The sequence below is a fragment of the Pseudomonas putida genome (genome assembly GCF_005080685.1).
GTDB classification, from domain to species: Bacteria; Pseudomonadota; Gammaproteobacteria; order Pseudomonadales; family Pseudomonadaceae; genus Aquipseudomonas; species Aquipseudomonas putida_V.
In genome coordinates, this window is record NZ_CP039371.1 from 350,685 (window position 1) to 366,840 (window position 16,156).

Here is a 16,156-nt window from a genome sequence, read left to right on the forward strand (position 1 = left end):
GCTTCAAATATCGATATATATCGGATATAAAGGGCTTATCCTGAGGCGCTTGTCGCGCCGGCAGAACTGACGCACTGCGCTGCTATCCAATCGACCAACGACCTGGTGCGGATCGACACCGGGCCTTCGCAGAGGTTTATCGATGAAAACCCTCAATTCCACGCCCCGTGCCGATGGCTTCCACATGCCCGCCGAGTGGGCACCGCAGAGCCAGGTCTGGATGGTCTGGCCTGAGCGTTCGGACAACTGGCGCCTGGGTGGCAAGCCGGCCCAAGCGGCGCACCTGACCCTGGCCAAGGCCATCGCCCGCTTCGAGCCGGTGACCGTGGCGGTGTCCGCAGGCCAATACGAAAACGCCCGTCGCCAACTCGACCTGCCCAATATCCGTGTGGTCGAGATCAGCAACGACGACGCCTGGGTACGCGATACCGGCCCGACCTTCGTCATCAACGACCACGGCGAGGTACGCGGCGTGGACTGGGCATTCAACGCCTGGGGTGGTTTCGACGGCGGGCTGTATGCGCCGTGGAACCGTGACGAGGAACTGGCTGCCAAGGTGCTGGAAATGGAACGCTGCCAGCGCTACCACACCGAGGGCTTCGTGCTCGAAGGCGGCTCGATCCACGTCGACGGCGAGGGCACGCTGATCACCACCGAGGAATGCCTGCTCAACCGCAACCGCAACCCGCACCTCGATCGCGAGCAGATCGAAGCCATCCTGCGTGACCATCTGGCCGTCGACACCATCGTCTGGCTGCCCGACGGCCTGTACAACGACGAGACCGACGGCCACGTCGACAACTTCTGCTGTTACGTAGCGCCAGGCGAAGTGTTACTGGCCTGGACCGATGATTCCAACGACCCCAACTACGCGCGCTGCCACGCAGCCTACGAGGTGTTGAAAAACACCCGCGATGCCAAGGGCCGTGAGTTCGTGGTGCACAAGATGCCGATTCCAGGCCCCTTGTACGCCACCGAAGAGGAGTGCGCGGGCGTCGACCAGGTGCAAGGCAGCCAGGAACGCGACCCATCGGTGCGTCTGGCCGGCTCCTACGTCAACTTCCTGATCGTCAATGGCGGCATCATCGCGCCGAGCTTCGATGACCCGGCGGACGCCGAAGCCAGAGCGATTCTGGCGAGGATCTTCCCTAACCATGAAGTGGTGATGATCCCCGGTCGTGAGCTGCTGCTCGGGGGTGGCAACATTCACTGCCTGACCCAGCAGCAGCCGGCACCGGCCAAGCGCTGACGGCCTCCCTGCCGCGAAAAAGGCCCGTCCATGGACGGGCCTTTTTGTTTGGGCGACATCTGGTATACCAGGATGGCATACGTTTTGTATTGTTTTTTCAAGCAGATACGGCACCCCGTACTGTAACAATGACGACGTAAGTTAGCCGCTCACGGCCCAGGGAGTACGTGTAGAGATGAACGCCGCAAGTGAGTCGGTTTTGCCCCCATCGGCAATGAATCCTCAATCGCTCAAAATCTTGACGCAGTGGTTGAAGCACCATGGATGCAAACGGGTCAGGACGACCGACCCCCGACGTCTGCTTGACGGGCGTTACCCGCAAGGTCTGCTCAGCGATGCTGAGCTCGAGGCCCTGCAGGCAGTCTGGCGCTGATTCCAGCCGCTGCCGACGCACAAACGCCACCGCCCAAGCGGTGGCGTTTTCGTTTGTGGCTCAAGGCTTTTCCAGGGCCTGCCCTGTTGTAGGACAAAATGCTCTGGGCCTGTCGGAAACATGCGACAAAATGCACCGACCTAAAGCGAAAATTTGGTTATATCAACCTGCATTTCACGAGTTTTTGACATTTGTAATCACACGCGGCTAGGATTCGGCCAACGCCTGCTGGCCAACACTTGGCCATGCTGCTGTTCAAGGCCCGCTGCGCACGTTCCAGCGGGCTTTTCAGTTCGGATCCGCATAGCGTCGAAGCCTACGAAAGGGGCGTTGGTTCCCGGCGTCATTTTGCAGCGCGTTTTTGATTACGAAATAAGGAAAAAAAATGTTGAAAACCAGGATCAGCCTGGTCGCTCTGGCGATGATCGCCGCGACCCAGGCACAGGCCAACGACCAGGCCGAAAGCAAGGGCTTCATCGAAGACAGCCATGCCAACCTGTTGCTGCGCAACGCGTACATGAACCGCGACAAGAAGCACGGCACCAACGACCAGAGCGAGTGGGGCCAGGCCTTCATCGGCAAGTTCGAGTCCGGCTTCACCCAGGGCACCGTCGGCGTGGGCGTCGACGCCTTCGGCCTGTATGCACTGCGTCTGGATGGTGGCAAGGGCCGTAACGGCGCTGCCGGCATCGACTTCTTCAAGGCCAGCGATACCGATCCGGCCAACTCCCCGCACAACCTGGCCCGTGGCGGCGCCGCCATCAAGTTCCGTGTTTCCAACACGGTGCTCAAGTACGGCGACATGATGCCCGAGCTGCCAGTGCTGCAGTACGACGACAGCCGCCTGCTGCCTGAGAGCTACACCGGTACCTTCATCACCTCCAAGGAGATCGAAGGCCTGGTGGTGAACGCCGGTCACTTCACCCAGCAAGCGCGCAAGAGCGCCGAAGGTCGTGACAGCGGCCACCTGAAGTCGATCGACGTCTTCGGCGGTAGCTACAAGTTCACCGATAACTTCACCGCTTCCCTGTACACGTCCGATGTCCAGGACGTCATGAAGAAGCACTACCTGGGCCTGAACTACGTCTACCCGATCTCGGCAGACCAGTCCCTGACCCTGGACTTCAACGGCTACAAGTCGGACATCGACAAGAAGTACGTCGACCGTGCCGACCTGACCGGCGACGACAACACCATCTGGAGCCTGGCGGCCACCTACGCCTTCGGCCCGCACTCGGTGACCATCGCCCACCAGCGCAGCACCGGCAGTACCGGCTACCAGTACGGCTGGTACCAGGACCGCGGCGGCGTGGGTGACGGTGGTTCGACCATCTACCTGGCCAACTCCTACTGGTCCGACTTCAACGCCGAGGACGAGCGCTCCTGGCAGATCGCCTACCGCCTGGACTTCGGCGCCTACGGCGTACCGGGCCTGAGCTACAAGATCGCCTACGTGCGGGGTGACAACATCAACACCCACGGCTTCGGCGAAGGTACCGAGCGCGAGATCTTCAACCAGCTGCAATACGTGGTTCAAGACGGCCCGGCCAAGGACCTGTCGGTCAAACTGCGTGGCTCGTGGCTGCGTACCTCGGAGAGCGTTCGCCAGAACGGCTACTTCGACGACGGTAACGAAGTTCGCGTGTTCGTCGAATACCCGATCAGCTTTTTCTGATCGAATCGGCGTCTGCAACAGCCCCGGCCTATGCCGGGGCTGTTTACTTAAGAATGCCGGGGCTGCTGCGCAGCCCATCGCGACACAAGGCCGCTCCCACAATGACCGTGAAAGCCCCCATCTACAGGGCAAACACGGACAATGTGGGAGCGGCCTTGCCGGAGCGCCGGACCGGTCGGATGGGCCGCAAGGCGGCCCCAATGCCGGCGATGCAGAGCTTAAGTGAACAGCATTACGGCCTATGCCGGGGCTGTTTCTTTCCGGCGTATCACGGCCACCGCCTGCGCCACCTCACCGGTTTCCGGAGCGAAGCTGTCGCTGCGCGCCATCCGCCACATCCGTGCATAGAACTCGCTTTCGATCGAGCCGCTGAGCAGTTCACCCGGCTTGAGGAACTGGTGCAGGTCGCAGAACTGGCGGATCTCGCTGCTGCTGATGCGCCGCGCCAGGTGCTTGGGCTTGAGCTCCGACGGATGCTCCAGGCCGGCAGCCGCGAGCATCTCGGCCAGGGCATGCAAAGTGTTGCGGTGGAAGCTCGCCACGCGCTCGGCCTTGTCCGGTACCACCAGCGCCCGCTGGCGCAGTGGGTCTTGCGTCGCCACGCCGGTCGGGCATTTGTTGGTATGGCAGCTCTGCGATTGGATGCAGCCGATGGCGAACATGAAGCCGCGCGCCGAGTTGACCCAGTCGGCACCGATGGCCAGCGCGCTGGCGATGTCGAAGGCACTGACCAGCTTGCCCGCCGCACCGATGCGAATGTGCTGGCGCAGGTTCAGGCCGACCAGGGTGTTGTGCACGAACATCAGGCCTTCGCGCATCGGCACGCCCATGTTGTCGCTGAACTCGCGGGGTGCGGCGCCGGTGCCGCCTTCCTTGCCATCGACGACGATGAAGTCCGGGGTGATGCCGGTGGCCAGCATGGCCTTGGCGATGCCCATGAACTCCCACGGGTGACCCAGGCAGAACTTGAACCCCACGGGCTTGCCGCCGGACAGTTCGCGCAGCCTGGCGACGAATTTGAGCAGCTCGACGGGTGTACGGAAGGCACTGTGCGCGGCCGGCGAGATACAGTCCTCGCCTACCCGCACCCCGCGGGTGGCGGCGATTTCCGGGCTGACCTTGTGCGCCGGCAAGATGCCGCCGTGACCGGGCTTGGCGCCCTGGCTGAGCTTGATCTCGATCATCTTCACCTGAGCCGCCTGGGCTTGTTCGGCAAAGCGCTGCGGGTCGAAGCCGCCATCATCGTCACGGCAGCCGAAGTAGCCGCTGCCGATCTCCCAGATCAGGTCGCCGCCATGCTCGCGGTGGTAGGGGCTGATGCTGCCTTCGCCGGTGTCGTGGGCGAAGCGGCCCAGGCGTGCGCCCTGGTTCAGCGCGGCGATGGCATTGGCGCTGAGGGCGCCGAAGCTCATCGCCGAGATGTTGAAGATCGACGCCGAGTAAGGGTGGCGGCACTGCGGCCCGCCAATGGTGATGCGAAACGAGGCGGGGTCGGGGGTGGGTGCCGGCAGCATCGAGTGGCTGATGAATTCGAACCCGGGCTTGTAGGCATCGTTGAGCGTGCCGAAGGCCTTCTCGGCGCTTTCGTTCTTGGCCCGGGCATACACCAGCGAGCGTTGCGAGCGGGAGAACGGCAGCTTTTCATCGTCGCCTTCGATCAGGTACTGGCGGATTTCCGGGCGAATGGTCTCGATCAAGTAGCGGATATTGCCCAGGATCGGGTAGTTGCGGCGTACCGCATGGTGGCTTTGGCGCAGGTCATTGAGGCCGACCAGGCTGAGCAGGGCGGTGGCCAGGGTGAATGGCCAGAGCCAGGGGTGCAGGGGTAGCAGCGGCAGGCTGGCGAAGGTGAAGATCAGGCAGGTGGCCAGGCAGGCGTAGCGGCTGGGTAGGGAATGCTTCATAGGTTCATCACGGTCTGTATGACCGGGCCTAGGATAGGCAAAGGCGACGAGCGGAAAACCCGGGCAAACGGTAAAAGACTGTTACCTGTTCAGGGGGGAGGGCGTGTGTGCGGTGGCCCCATCGCTGGCAAGCGAGCCCCTACAAGGGCAACAGCACGCTGGCGCGCAACCCACCGCCTTCGCGGTTCAGCAGTACCAGTTCACCGCCATGGCTGGTAGCGATGCGCAGGGCGATGCTCAGCCCCAGCCCATAGCCGCCGGAGGTCTGGTTGCGCGAACCTTCGCCGCGCACGAACGGGTCGGTAATGGTCGCCAACATCGCCGGCGCAATGCCGGGGCCGCGATCATCGACATGGATCAGCACCGCCGTGGCGGTCTTTTCCAGGCTGACCGAGACCTCCCTGGCATAGCGCAAGGCATTGACCAGCAGGTTCTGCAGGCAGCGTTGCAGCAACAGGGCGTCGGCCTGCAGGCTGCCGACCTGGCCATGGATCGGCAGCGGCTCGTCGACGCCGGCCAGGTCGGCGCACAGCCGCGCCACCAGGCGATCGAGGTTGACCTGTTGCAGGTTCTGCTGCTCGCCGGCGCGCAGGTAGTCCAGCACCTGGCCGATCATGTCGTCCATCTGCGTGATGTTCTGTCGCAGCCGTTCGCGCTGCTCGTCGTCCTGCAGGCGCTCCAGTCGCAGGCGCATGCGTGTCAGCGGCGTGCGCAGATCGTGGGATACCGCGGCGAGGAAGTAGGCCTTGTCGTTGACCATGGCGATCAGGCGTTGCTGCATGGCGTTGAAGGCCATGGCTGCCTGGCGAACTTCCTGTGGGCCATCCAGGGCCAGCGGCGGTTGTTCGAGGTTGCTGCCCAGGCCGCGTGCGGCATCGGCCAGGCGCCGTAGCGGGCGCAGGCACAGGCGTACCGCCACCAGGCAGACCAGTAGCACCGCGACGATGCGCAGCGCGTACACCCGCAACAGGTAATCGCTGATCAGCACCCAGGCCGATTCGCCGCTCCAGCCTTGCAGCTCCTGACCGTCGATGGTCAGCCAGTGACCATCGGCCAGGGGCACGGCGAACGCGATATGGGCCTGGGCGGTGCGCAGGCCGAACAGGCTCCGCCAGACGATTGGCTGTCCTAGCTCATCGGTCAGTTGCACGTTCAGCAGGCGCACGGGTTGCTCATGCCCCAACTCGTAGTCGAGCGCTTGGCGCAGCAGCAGTTCGACCCGGCGCCGCCCGCGCCGCTCGTCGTGCTCGACCGCCGGCAGGGCCTCGGCGCAGCGCAGCCGATAGTGCGCTGGAATCTGCAGGCTGCCGGCGTGGCAATCGGCCTTGGCGATCAACGGCGCACTGCGCGCCGCGATCAGCCGCACCGGAGCCTCCAGCACCTGGGCGAAACGCACATCGAACCAGATGCTGCTCGACATCAGCTGGATGACCAGGGTGCCGCTGACCATGATCAGCAGCAACTGGCCGAACAGCGTGCGCGGCCACAACCGCCGCAGCAAGCGCATTTCAGGCGTGCGCCTCGGCCTGGCCGAGGGTCAGCAGGTAGCCTTCGTTGCGGATGGTGAGGATCTGCGCGCTGGCTGCCGGGGCGCGGCGCAGGTGCTGGCGCAGGCGGCTGATGCACATGTCCACCGAGCGGTCGTCGGGGAGGTGATCGCGGCCAAAGGCGCTGCGCGTCAGCAGGTCGCGGGACACCACGCGTTCATTGGCTTCGAGCAACTCGTGCAACACGCGAAAATCGGAGCGGGGCAGGGTGTGGACCGTGGCATCCGGGCAGGTCAGCAGACGCTTGACCGGGTCGAGGCGAAAACCGGCGAACTCCAGCGCCTGCCCCGCAGCTTCTGGCGAGGCCGCCTCCAGGCGTTGCGGACGTCGCAGCACGGCCTTGATCCGGGCAATCAACTCGCGTGGCTCGAAGGGTTTGGCCAGGTAATCGTCGGCGCCCACCTCAAGGCCGATGATGCGGTCGAAGGTGCTGCCCTTGGCCGACAGCATGATCACCGCCAGCCCAGGCATCGCCTGCAAGTGCCGGCACAGGCTGAGGCCATCCTCGCCGGGCAGCATGAGGTCGAGCACCACCAGGTCGACCTTGTGCCGCGCCAGTTGCTCACGCATGCCATCGCCATCGGCCGCTGCCAGCACGGCGTAGCCGGCATCGGTCAGGTAATCGCAGAGAAGTTCGCGAATCTCGTCGTCATCGTCGACGACCAGCAGGGTAGTGCTCATGGGGAAAAACACCTGTTCGGGGAGGGCCGGCGGCGCTCATTACGTTCAGTTACATCCCCGTACAAGCCGGGCATGGAGCCCAAGGGGCCAATCCCTAGAATCGTAACAAAAAATCATCTGCGAATACGAAGTCTTCCCAAATGAAACCTCAAAGCATCCTTCACCACGCTCAGCTCCACACCTGCGGCGCCAGCCGTCTCAACCCACTTGCCTTGTGCATCGCACTGACCCTGAGCGCTGGCGCCATGGCTGCAGATGGCCAACCGCTGGAACTCGACGCCACACAGATCGAGGACAGCGCCTTGCTGCCCGCAGACGATGCCGGCCAGCTCGGCTACACGGTCGAGAACAGCCGCAGTTCCACCGGCCTCACGCTGACGCCTCGGCAGACCCCGCAGTCGATCACCACCATCACCCGCCAGCAGATGGACGACCGCGACGTGCGCACCATCGAGCAGGCGCTCGATACCACCCCCGGCGTGAGCAGCAGCAAGTCGGAAGTGGGCGGGCGCACCGACTTCCGCGCCCGTGGCTATTCGATCAGCAACTGGAAGGTCGACGGCCTGCAGTTCCAGGGCGGTTCCGACTTCAGCGGTGGCGGCAATGCGCTGAACATGGACCTGTACGAGCGCATCGACATCGTGCGTGGCGCCAACGGCCTGCTCGGGGGCACCGGCGACCCATCGGCCACCGTCAACCTGATCCGCAAGGCCCCGACCAGAACCTTCGGTGGCAGCGCCTATGCCACCTACGGCAGCTGGGACAAACGCCGTCTGGGCGCCGATCTCAACCTGCCGCTGTCCGAGGATGGCCGCCTGCGCTCACGCTTCGTGATGACCCAGCAGGACGCCAACTCGTTCCGCGACAACCAGTCCGAGCGTTCGCGCGCGGCCCTGGCCAACTTCGAGTTCGACCTGGACGATGCCACCACGCTGGGTGCCGGCTACCAGTACGAATACAACAAGGTGGTCGGTGGCGGCTGGGGCGCCAACATCCCCATCTGGTACCGCGATGGCAGCAAGACCGACCTGCCGCGCAGCACCAACCTGGTGCCGAGTTGGAGCTTTGGCGAATACACCACGCGCACCGCCTTCGGCTCGCTGGAGCATCGCTTCGACAACGACTGGACCCTCGACCTCAAGGCCGCGCAAAGCACTGCCGAAGTCCTCAACCATCGTGGCCTGGCCAAGGTCAACTCGGCGGGCCGTGGCAGCTACGGCGGCTACTGGGATCAGGATGGCAGCGGCGCAGTGCTCAACGGCTTGCACAGCTCCACCGACACCACCCAGCAGTCCGCGCAGATCGACCTCTCTGGCCCGTTCCAGCTGTTCGGCCGCACCCACCAGGCGATGGTCGGCTACAACGACAGCCGTACCGTGGCCTGGTCGCCGGAGTACAGCTGCACCATGGTCAGCGCCGACAGCGTCAGCGCGCCGTCGGTAGGTTGTCAGTTCCGCGCCAACAACGGCTTCCCGTTGACCAACTGGCACAACGGCGTGGACAGCGACTACGACATCCTCGCCTCGCGCACCGGCCGCCACAGCAAGACCACCACGCGCCTGCAAGGCATGTATGCCGCCACCCGCCTGAGCATCACCGACCCGTTCTCGGTGATCGTCGGCATGCGCACCACTGATTACTCCGCGACCACCCGCAACGTCAGTGGCGTGCGCAGCAACCAGCAGAACAGCGGCATCGTCACCCCGTACCTGGGCGCGGTGTATGACCTCAACGACACCTACTCGCTGTACGCCAGCTACACCGACATCTTCAATCCGCAAACCGCCGAGACCGCCAGCGGTACCAAGGTCGAGCCGATCCGTGGCCAAAGCTACGAAACCGGTATCAAGGGGGCGTGGCTGGACGGGCGGCTGAATGCATCGGCGGCGTACTTCCGCACCAAGCAGGAGAACAAGGCGGTACTCGACGACGGCCTGACCACCCCGACCGGTGGCGATGCCTACAAGGCCGGCACCGGTCAGGAAACCGATGGTATCGACCTGGAGATCGCCGGTGCGCTGACCCCGAACTGGAACGTCTACGCCGGCTACACCTACCTGCACTTCCGCCGCGTGGACAGCGACGGCCGCAGCGACCCGTCGCACCTGTTCAAGGCCTCGACCACCTACCGCCTGTCCGGCCCGCTCGATCGCCTGACCCTGGGGGCGGGCGTCAAGGCGCAGAGCAATATCCGCGCGATTTCCAGCCCTGCTGGGCAACCGGTCAATGGGGTGAGTGCGGGGGCTACGGACGTGAACTGGTCGGGCTACGCGATCTGGAACGCCATGGCCAAGTACCAGCTGACGGACGACACGGCGGTGAGCCTGAATGTCGACAACCTGTTCGACAAGCACTACTACACCCAGTACGGGTTCTATGCGGGGGCGATCTATGGCGATCCGAGGAACATGTCGCTGACCGTGAGCACGGCGTTCTGAATGCTACAAAGGCTCGCTTTGCGGGCCTTTGTATCGATGGCTGGATCATCAGCGGTGGCCGACGTCACGCTGCGTCGAAAGCTCGGGATATCCACTGGGGAGGTGATGGGCGTCTGCAAAATGACGGGTCTGCAATTCGAGCACCATTCCCATCACATGGCCTACGGGTTCAGCGACGCCCCAGGTCACTGCAACTTTATCGTATTCATTAAGTGCCTTGGCGCGCTGAACCAGCCTGTCATTCAAGTTGCGGGTCAAATCTTGCCATTTTGTAACCAGCATTTTCATTTGCTCAGCTTGCTCTGGCCTCATGCAGGGGAATCGGCGAAGTCGATCGACCAGGTACATCAATCTGCGTTTTCTGACCGGCGCGACACCGGGGGAACTCAGGCGATGTTCCAACGATTCGCGCATGTCCTCGTTTCTGTACCAGAACAACAGCGCAAAGGTTTCGGCAACTGTCTTGTCCACTTTTCCCAAGGGCATTTTGGTTGCCTGCACGACCAGATAGTCGAGCGCTTGGCGCACGTGTTCGTCATAAACACAGGCGTCAGGCGATACGAGCGCCCATAGCTTGGTCAGCCGGGCGTCGAATTGAGCACCCAATTCCTCTTTGCCTGGTGCTTGATTTACATCCGCAGCCAGACGGTGGGCGGGCTTGTCAGCTTTTTTTTTCTCGTGCTTCATCGAGAACCAACCTCAGGCAACTGGTTACGGTGCCTTTGTCACAGGGGTAGTAGTCAATTGCTTCTCTCGCAAGGCTATCAAATTCAGCAAGGTCAAGATTGCCTGCGCCGATGAGTAGATGGATGTCTTCCTGATCGCGTTGGGTGAATCTTCCAAGTTTGGAGATGGCGAGATCGATTGGGTGAGCAATGAAAACCTGCATTGGAGAGGCTTGATGATCCGCAAGGGGGATAGCCCGGTCCTCATAATCCTCATGCAAGGGGCATAGTGAATTGTTGAACTGTTGGTTGAACACAACGGACAGATCAAGACCGTTCTGTTCGTAATCTTCAGGCGCGGTGTAAACCGCCCGGATCTCGTCTCTGAGCAGTTTCTCGCTGGCTTTCACTTCCGCATCAACATCAGCGCTGCCCCGGGCGTTTGTCAGTATGTGCAAGGCACATCCTCCAAACACATAGATTTTCACGGTCCCTGGAGGACGGCTTTTCAGCAACGGCAGGGCACGGTCGAAAAGGGTGCGTACTGCTAGGGCCAGGGGGGTGTCGAGATGCAGCATCAGGCAGCTCCTTGGGCTTGATAGCACTCAGTCTATCCAAGCAAGGTCGCGAAACTGTTTCGATGAAACATTGCCTTGTAATATGCCTTTCCAAGAGGCCTGCACCTAGCGTTTCTCGTGGGCGTGCTTTCTGTCTGAAGTTGCTTCCAACCGGCTCTCGAAACTTTCCCAATCCTCCCCAAACAACTCCAGCGGATGCATCGTCCGCTCCGCCCCGTTGCCGCAAGCCAGTGCCTTGGCCGGGCAATACAAGTTGCAGCCCCAGCAGATACGCTCGGGGTGACTTGGTTTGCTTGGGAATTTCTTGGCCATGGTACGCCTCCAGCAGTTGCCTCGTGGCTTAAGCCTATGTCCGGCACCCCTGCCAGCCTTGATCGAAATCAACGTTCGCTGGAACTACCCAGGTGATACCTCCTTCGAGGAGTGCCGCTCGGCGATGTGGGCCGCGCCGACTAGAACGGCGGGCCGGCCCGCTACGTGCGCGTCAGCGGCCATCCCGACACGCGCATCGGTTTCATCTCGCCGATCAGCCAGCATTTTTGCGACACCTGCAGCCGCGTGCGCACGACCGCCGAAGGGCGCCTGCTGCTGTGCCTGGGCCACGAGCACTCGCTGGACTTGCGTGGGCTGCTGCGCCGTTATTCGGGTGAAGACGCCCCGGTGCTCGATGCCCTGCTACGCAAGCCAGCACGGCATTTCTTGGGCAGCGATGAGGTGCAGGTGCTGCGCATTGATGAATGCCAGTGGTGGCTAGAACCGGGCTTCTTTCCAGCCAGTTGGAGATGGCGATTAGAGGTTACCGGGCGAACAGCTCTGGCTCGTCTTCCTTCGCCATTTCATCCGAAACCAGCACCCGTACATCCGTGCTGTCCTGGTCTTCCATGCGCAAGCCAAAGTAGCGGGTGTCGTTGGCATCCCAGAAGGCTTCCACTTGCGCCATGGAGGCGTTCTCAAGCAGCACCTCGGCGTTGTGTTCGAGGATGATCGAGTACCGTGTTTCGGTTTGCATTGCAGAAAGGCTCGCAGTGGCGGAATGAAGAGGCGGATCGCTGGAAAAAGGCGATGCCATTATGCCGGCCCGGTGGGGCGCGAGACTGACCGCTCATCGTGTTCAGGGGGTTGTCGGGTAAACGGTCGGGAGGGGCGGTGTGCAGCCGAGCGTGGCGGTGAAGAAGGTGCGCCTCGTGTTCGCTCAAGCTCTACATCGTCGGGATTGGGGCCGCTGCGCGGCCCATCGCAGGCAAGCCAGCTCCTACACCGATCGCGTCGGCAGCAAGGTATTTGTTTCGGCACGACCCTGGGTGATGAGGGTTTTGCGACGCAAACAAAAAAGGCCCACCTTTCGGTGAGCCTTCTTTGATACTGCGTATGGTGCGGCACCAGGAGTCGAAAAATATCGTAACTCAATGATTTAAAATATATTTTTTCATGTAAATGTAGGCCTCTATCTCTAAAAGTATCCTTGGGGAAGGGCTTGCCAGCCTAATTCTTGATTAAAGCTTGTACTCATCCATCCCAGCCGCAAATCCATTCAAGGCTGAGCGGTGGTATCAGATATGGGAGTCGCTCTCAGTTCAGGGGGGCTGGAGGAGTTCTACTCGGTCCACGCTGCGCGATCCACCCGCCCCGGCTTATAGAATGCTGAGAACGAACGCCGGTGGGCAGTCCTCTCTAGACCGGTTAGCCGATTTTCATTTCGGGTGGGGTATCTCTACAGCTCTCAACATATCTTGGTGCATGTGGTCCTCCAGCCAACTCCGGGGTCAGGTTCTCGCGCGAGGCTCATGAGGCGACGAACGGTAGTCTCATCCTAGACCCAGGTCAGCTGTGGTTTGCCGGCCGAATCAGTTGCTGTGAGCCTAGCTCGGGGTAGGTTCAATCCAGATACAACCCAACCCAGCGTTTGCTAGCGTGTAAACCTAGCTGTAAACTGTCAATCAAAGTGTCAAGCTGAGTAATCGAGATGGGAACGAAATACGCAAACGCCCCGGTCTACTTCACCATCGGCCAGGTGCGTCACAACCCCCTGCTGTCGCTGAAGTCCTACCTTCCGGCGATCCAGGAGCGCATGCGAAAGGCCGGTTATCCGGACTTCAGCAGCGCTCAGCAGATGCAGTTCTCTTTTGGCGCAGTTACCGGTGGCGATGACACGCAACCTTTCAAGCCTGGCGCTCAGCAGATCGAGAGCTATACGTTCTCCAATCTCGAAGGCACCCAAGGCTTCCTGCTGGAACCTAGTGCGCTTTCGTTCCGCTGCACCGAATACGAGACCTTCCCGGAATTCTATGCCGAGCTGGAACGAGGCCTGAAGATCTTGGAGGAAGCGGTCGATGGCCTAGCTTATTTTGAGCGTTTAGGCCTGAGATACCTTGATGCGGTTGTACCTGCAGAAGGGGAAACCTTGCAGCAGTATCTTGCTCGTGAGGTTTGGGGCACTCCTGCCTCACTCGACCTAGGACAGGTATACCAGTTCGAAGGACAGCCACTGACGTATAACCATTCGTTTGCCGAGTCGTCGGCCACCATTCCTAACATTGGACAGGTGGTGTCGCGGGTGATTGTCCAAAACAGCGAGCTCCGCTTCCCGCCAGATCTGTTGCCCGCCCCGCTCAAGATTGGTCAGCGCTTCAGTGAGCTCAATGGACAGCATGCAACCGTCGACGTCGACGCCAGTTTTTCCGAGCGCCGAAAATACGATTCGGCTGAAATTAGAGATAGGTTCCAACACCTTCACGACCTCGTTAAGTTGTTCTTTAACGCGACCGTGACGGACCACGCACGGACAGCATGGAGTTAACCTATGAACACGATGTATGCACCATCCCCAAGCTCGGGTCTGGCAGACCGATCCTTCAATGCCGCGAGTCGGCATCTCGAAGCTGAGCGCGAGAAAGCCAAGAGCTCCACAGGCAGTACTGCGCTAGCTTGGGGATATGGACTGACCGTTGCCTTCGCTCTGTGCATTGGCACCTTGGCACCACAACCTCAGCCTCGTGAGAGCCGTGAAAGCAGGGAATACAGAGCATCAGTTCAAGGTATCGCCAAGCTTGATTCCGCAGTTGCTCCGAGGACAGCTGCAGAAGCGTTGTCTTATGTGCGCACCACTTTGAAGCCAGCGGTGACTGAATTGGCATCGATCTTCGGAGTTTCGAGGCAGGCTATCTACAACTGGCAAGCCGGTGAGCACATCTCAGAGGGTAACCAAGCTCTGCTCTACGAGCTGGCTGCGGCTGCCGACCGTATCGTGGCCCACCCGCTCGCAGGACAAGTGAATGCCAAGCGGAAGCTTCCAGGTGGTACGTCTCTACTTGAAGCCGTTGCCGGCGGCATGTCGGGTGTAGAGGCAGCAGGAAAACTCATTGCCATGGCTGAAAAGGAAGGCGCACAGCGCGCAGTCATGGAGTCGAGACTGAAGAACCGAAATCGGGCTGCCGTAGACCTCGCGTCGGTCGGATCGCCGCATTTGAAAGACAGAGTATGAGGTAGCTGTTGATGGTGAGCTGGAGTCGATCTACCCCGTGGCGACAAGGATACATTGTCGATAGCGAGACGCTCGCCCAGCTCGGCATCATCATCGACGGGGATGGCCAGCAAAAAGTCATCGCTGTTGTTGCAACACACGATTGTGACCTTGCACAGGTGGCTGCAGGCGAGCCGGAAGTCGAATTGATCCTAGGAACAATCCTGGCTGAGAAGCTGGATGGCAATTACACGCACTGTAAAACCGCTAGGCGGCTGCATCTGGAGCTGACTGGAACAGATCAGCGCCTCCTCTGTGAGTTCGATGCGAGCAAACGGGTTCGGATCCCCAAGGAACACCAGGATCCCTCCAAAGCCTTTATTTCCTATGAGCCGGCTCGCACCTTTTTGATGAGCGGACAGGAGCGAAGCATCTTCCAGCGCTGGCTGGCTGCAAGGTATCGCCGTTCTTCATTCCCAGACGAATTTGATCGCCGCCTGAGAGACACCAAGGTAGCTGAGCGCCTCGCCAAACTCTTCAAAGACACCGGCAACCACATCCCGGCCGTATTCTTCGACGTCGATCAAGGAATGGAGAGGGCTAGAGATGGATCAGATGATCTCTACGAGCTCTCGATCTTGGTTCTCTACAAGACTGATGAAGACCCTGAGATTGCTGAAGAGGCAGCTCAAGCCGCAGTGAAAGCTATCGAGGAGCTTTTCGAGAGCCGGTGCAGAACAGGGGAAGGCAAGACATGGAAGTGGATTGGATCTCAGATGAAGCGCTGACATACAGTCAATCGCTCAATCTGACACGCTGGCAGGCTGACTATGTGAGCCTGAGAAGCGACCCGGAACAGCCAATTCTTGACGATTGAGCCACAGCTACTCGATTTTTCGGGCAAGAGCCTGAAAAACAAAGAAAAAACTAGGGGGGAGAGGTTGACACCAGAATGATATGACGAGATACTTATAATTGCCGATAGTTATTTCTGTCGACAAAAAGCCCACCAATGTTTGCAGCATTGGCAGGCCCTTTGAACCGTGCAATGGATGTTTTTGCAGAACTCCAAAGCACAATTAGAAATCAAACCCGGAGGTCAGGTTTCCACACTCGGAGAGAGATTCTACGTACATCTTTATCTCTTTACAACACCTGCTTGACTAGCGGCATTTGCAGTGCCGCAGGTATCTCCGGGTTCTCTCATTAGGAGATCCCGTATGACCATGATTTGCAGACCCTTCATTACCCTCCGCAATGGCAAGCGCCTTTTCGCACACGAGGTTGGTAAAACCGCGTTCTGCTTTGAGGTAGATGAAGTTCGGAAGGCTAAGCCACCTGAAGGAGTCGGTGAGCAAGGTACGCTTGACCTTGAGGATGATGACGTACCATCCCAGCCTCACTGATGTAGCAAAAGCCCGGTAAGCATGAGCTTGCCGGGCTTCTTTGTGCATTTCATTCTTGCAGCTGGCCGTTCTGGTGTCAGAGCATCTTTATCGTGTGCTTCAGAGAAAGTTCCAGGTTTAGCCCAGGCTCTGTAACGGCCGACATCGCCGCTGCATGATAAGCAACGTTCATTTGCGCTA

At 60.5% G+C, this 16,156-nt stretch carries 13 protein-coding genes and 1 pseudogene; 7 read left to right on the plus strand and 7 right to left on the minus strand.

All coding sequences use genetic code 11. The annotated features are described in order from the left end of the window. Positions 1-142 precede the first annotated feature (142 nt). Complete coding sequence (gene aguA, locus E6B08_RS01660) at positions 143-1,249, plus strand: agmatine deiminase (RefSeq protein ID WP_136912498.1); 1,107 nt, start codon at positions 143-145, stop codon at positions 1,247-1,249. Positions 1,250-2,007: 758 nt separating this feature from the next. Beyond that, positions 2,008-3,297, plus strand: coding sequence for an OprD family porin (locus tag E6B08_RS01670; RefSeq protein WP_136912500.1), 1,290 nt, complete (start codon positions 2,008-2,010; stop codon positions 3,295-3,297). A 239-nt stretch (positions 3,298-3,536) separates the two neighbouring features. Here E6B08_RS01670 and E6B08_RS01675 read toward each other — a convergent pair whose 3' ends face one another. From E6B08_RS01675 to E6B08_RS01685, 3 genes are all read right to left on the minus strand, one after another. Continuing rightward, complete coding sequence (locus E6B08_RS01675; protein WP_136912501.1) at positions 3,537-5,201, minus strand: FMN-binding glutamate synthase family protein; 1,665 nt, start codon at positions 5,199-5,201, stop codon at positions 3,537-3,539. Between the two features lie 139 nt (positions 5,202-5,340). Then, the gene (locus tag E6B08_RS01680) at positions 5,341-6,708 is read right to left on the minus strand and encodes an ATP-binding protein (protein WP_136912502.1); all 1,368 of its coding nucleotides are present in this window, start codon (positions 6,706-6,708) and stop codon (positions 5,341-5,343) included. A gap of 1 nt (position 6,709) precedes the next feature. Continuing rightward, on the minus strand, positions 6,710-7,429 hold the full coding sequence (locus E6B08_RS01685; RefSeq protein ID WP_136912503.1) for a response regulator: 720 nt from the start codon (positions 7,427-7,429) through the stop codon (positions 6,710-6,712). A gap of 140 nt (positions 7,430-7,569) precedes the next feature. On the opposite strand from E6B08_RS01685, the gene E6B08_RS01690 reads away from it, so the two are divergent. Next, positions 7,570-9,867 (plus strand): TonB-dependent siderophore receptor, encoded by a 2,298-nt coding sequence (locus E6B08_RS01690; protein ID WP_136912504.1) that lies wholly within the window; start codon positions 7,570-7,572, stop codon positions 9,865-9,867. Positions 9,868-9,915: 48 nt separating this feature from the next. On the opposite strand, the gene E6B08_RS01695 is transcribed toward E6B08_RS01690, so the two are convergent. The 3 genes from E6B08_RS01695 to E6B08_RS01705 all read right to left on the minus strand — a co-directional run bounded on the left by E6B08_RS01695 (position 9,916) and on the right by E6B08_RS01705 (position 11,422). Beyond that, entirely contained in the window at positions 9,916-10,554 is a 639-nt protein-coding gene (locus E6B08_RS01695; protein ID WP_238349277.1) for a hypothetical protein, read from the minus strand. Further along, positions 10,529-11,110: a DUF6036 family nucleotidyltransferase gene (locus E6B08_RS01700; protein ID WP_136912505.1), complete on the minus strand. Its 582-nt coding sequence runs from the start codon at positions 11,108-11,110 to the stop codon at positions 10,529-10,531. Before E6B08_RS01700 ends, E6B08_RS01695 begins: the two co-directional genes overlap by 26 nt. 105 nt (positions 11,111-11,215) lie before the next feature. Continuing rightward, a complete protein-coding gene (locus tag E6B08_RS01705; RefSeq protein ID WP_136912506.1) occupies positions 11,216-11,422 on the minus strand; it encodes a DUF3079 domain-containing protein in 207 nt (68 codons plus the stop codon). A gap of 144 nt (positions 11,423-11,566) precedes the next feature. Here E6B08_RS01705 and E6B08_RS01710 point away from each other — a divergent pair. Beyond that, positions 11,567-11,864: pseudogene (locus tag E6B08_RS01710) on the plus strand (GTP 3',8-cyclase MoaA); the annotation flags it as partial. Positions 11,865-11,906: 42 nt separating this feature from the next. Here the strand turns inward: E6B08_RS01710 and E6B08_RS01715 are convergent. Beyond that, on the minus strand, positions 11,907-12,119 hold the full coding sequence (locus tag E6B08_RS01715; protein WP_136912507.1) for a hypothetical protein: 213 nt from the start codon (positions 12,117-12,119) through the stop codon (positions 11,907-11,909). A 954-nt stretch (positions 12,120-13,073) separates the two neighbouring features. Here E6B08_RS01715 and E6B08_RS01720 point away from each other — a divergent pair. The 3 genes from E6B08_RS01720 to E6B08_RS01730 are packed head-to-tail and all read left to right on the plus strand — an operon-like array spanning position 13,074 to position 15,358. After that, positions 13,074-13,907, plus strand: a complete 834-nt coding sequence (locus tag E6B08_RS01720) for a TIGR04255 family protein (protein WP_136912508.1) — start codon at positions 13,074-13,076, stop codon at positions 13,905-13,907. 3 nt (positions 13,908-13,910) lie between these two features. Then, positions 13,911-14,591, plus strand: coding sequence for a Cro/Cl family transcriptional regulator (locus tag E6B08_RS01725; RefSeq protein WP_136912509.1), 681 nt, complete (start codon positions 13,911-13,913; stop codon positions 14,589-14,591). Between the two features lie 11 nt (positions 14,592-14,602). Next, entirely contained in the window at positions 14,603-15,358 is a 756-nt protein-coding gene (locus tag E6B08_RS01730) for a hypothetical protein (protein WP_238349278.1), read from the plus strand. Positions 15,359-16,156: the final 798 nt, after the last annotated feature.

What these genes read in the sequence shown, in the direction of transcription:
- aguA (WP_136912498.1), top strand. Translation starts at nt 143, where the DNA reads ATGAAAACCCTCAATTCCACGCCCCGTGCCGATGGCTTCCACATGCCC.
- E6B08_RS01670 (WP_136912500.1), top strand. Translation starts at nt 2,008, where the DNA reads ATGTTGAAAACCAGGATCAGCCTGGTCGCTCTGGCGATGATCGCCGCG.
- E6B08_RS01675 (WP_136912501.1), bottom strand. Translation starts at nt 5,201, where the DNA reads ATGAAGCATTCCCTACCCAGCCGCTACGCCTGCCTGGCCACCTGCCTG.
- E6B08_RS01680 (WP_136912502.1), bottom strand. Translation starts at nt 6,708, where the DNA reads ATGCGCTTGCTGCGGCGGTTGTGGCCGCGCACGCTGTTCGGCCAGTTG.
- E6B08_RS01685 (WP_136912503.1), bottom strand. Translation starts at nt 7,429, where the DNA reads ATGAGCACTACCCTGCTGGTCGTCGACGATGACGACGAGATTCGCGAA.
- E6B08_RS01690 (WP_136912504.1), top strand. Translation starts at nt 7,570, where the DNA reads ATGAAACCTCAAAGCATCCTTCACCACGCTCAGCTCCACACCTGCGGC.
- E6B08_RS01695 (WP_238349277.1), bottom strand. Translation starts at nt 10,554, where the DNA reads ATGAAGCACGAGAAAAAAAAAGCTGACAAGCCCGCCCACCGTCTGGCT.
- E6B08_RS01700 (WP_136912505.1), bottom strand. Translation starts at nt 11,110, where the DNA reads ATGCTGCATCTCGACACCCCCCTGGCCCTAGCAGTACGCACCCTTTTC.
- E6B08_RS01705 (WP_136912506.1), bottom strand. Translation starts at nt 11,422, where the DNA reads ATGGCCAAGAAATTCCCAAGCAAACCAAGTCACCCCGAGCGTATCTGC.
- E6B08_RS01715 (WP_136912507.1), bottom strand. Translation starts at nt 12,119, where the DNA reads ATGCAAACCGAAACACGGTACTCGATCATCCTCGAACACAACGCCGAG.
- E6B08_RS01720 (WP_136912508.1), top strand. Translation starts at nt 13,074, where the DNA reads ATGGGAACGAAATACGCAAACGCCCCGGTCTACTTCACCATCGGCCAG.
- E6B08_RS01725 (WP_136912509.1), top strand. Translation starts at nt 13,911, where the DNA reads ATGAACACGATGTATGCACCATCCCCAAGCTCGGGTCTGGCAGACCGA.
- E6B08_RS01730 (WP_238349278.1), top strand. Translation starts at nt 14,603, where the DNA reads ATGGTGAGCTGGAGTCGATCTACCCCGTGGCGACAAGGATACATTGTC.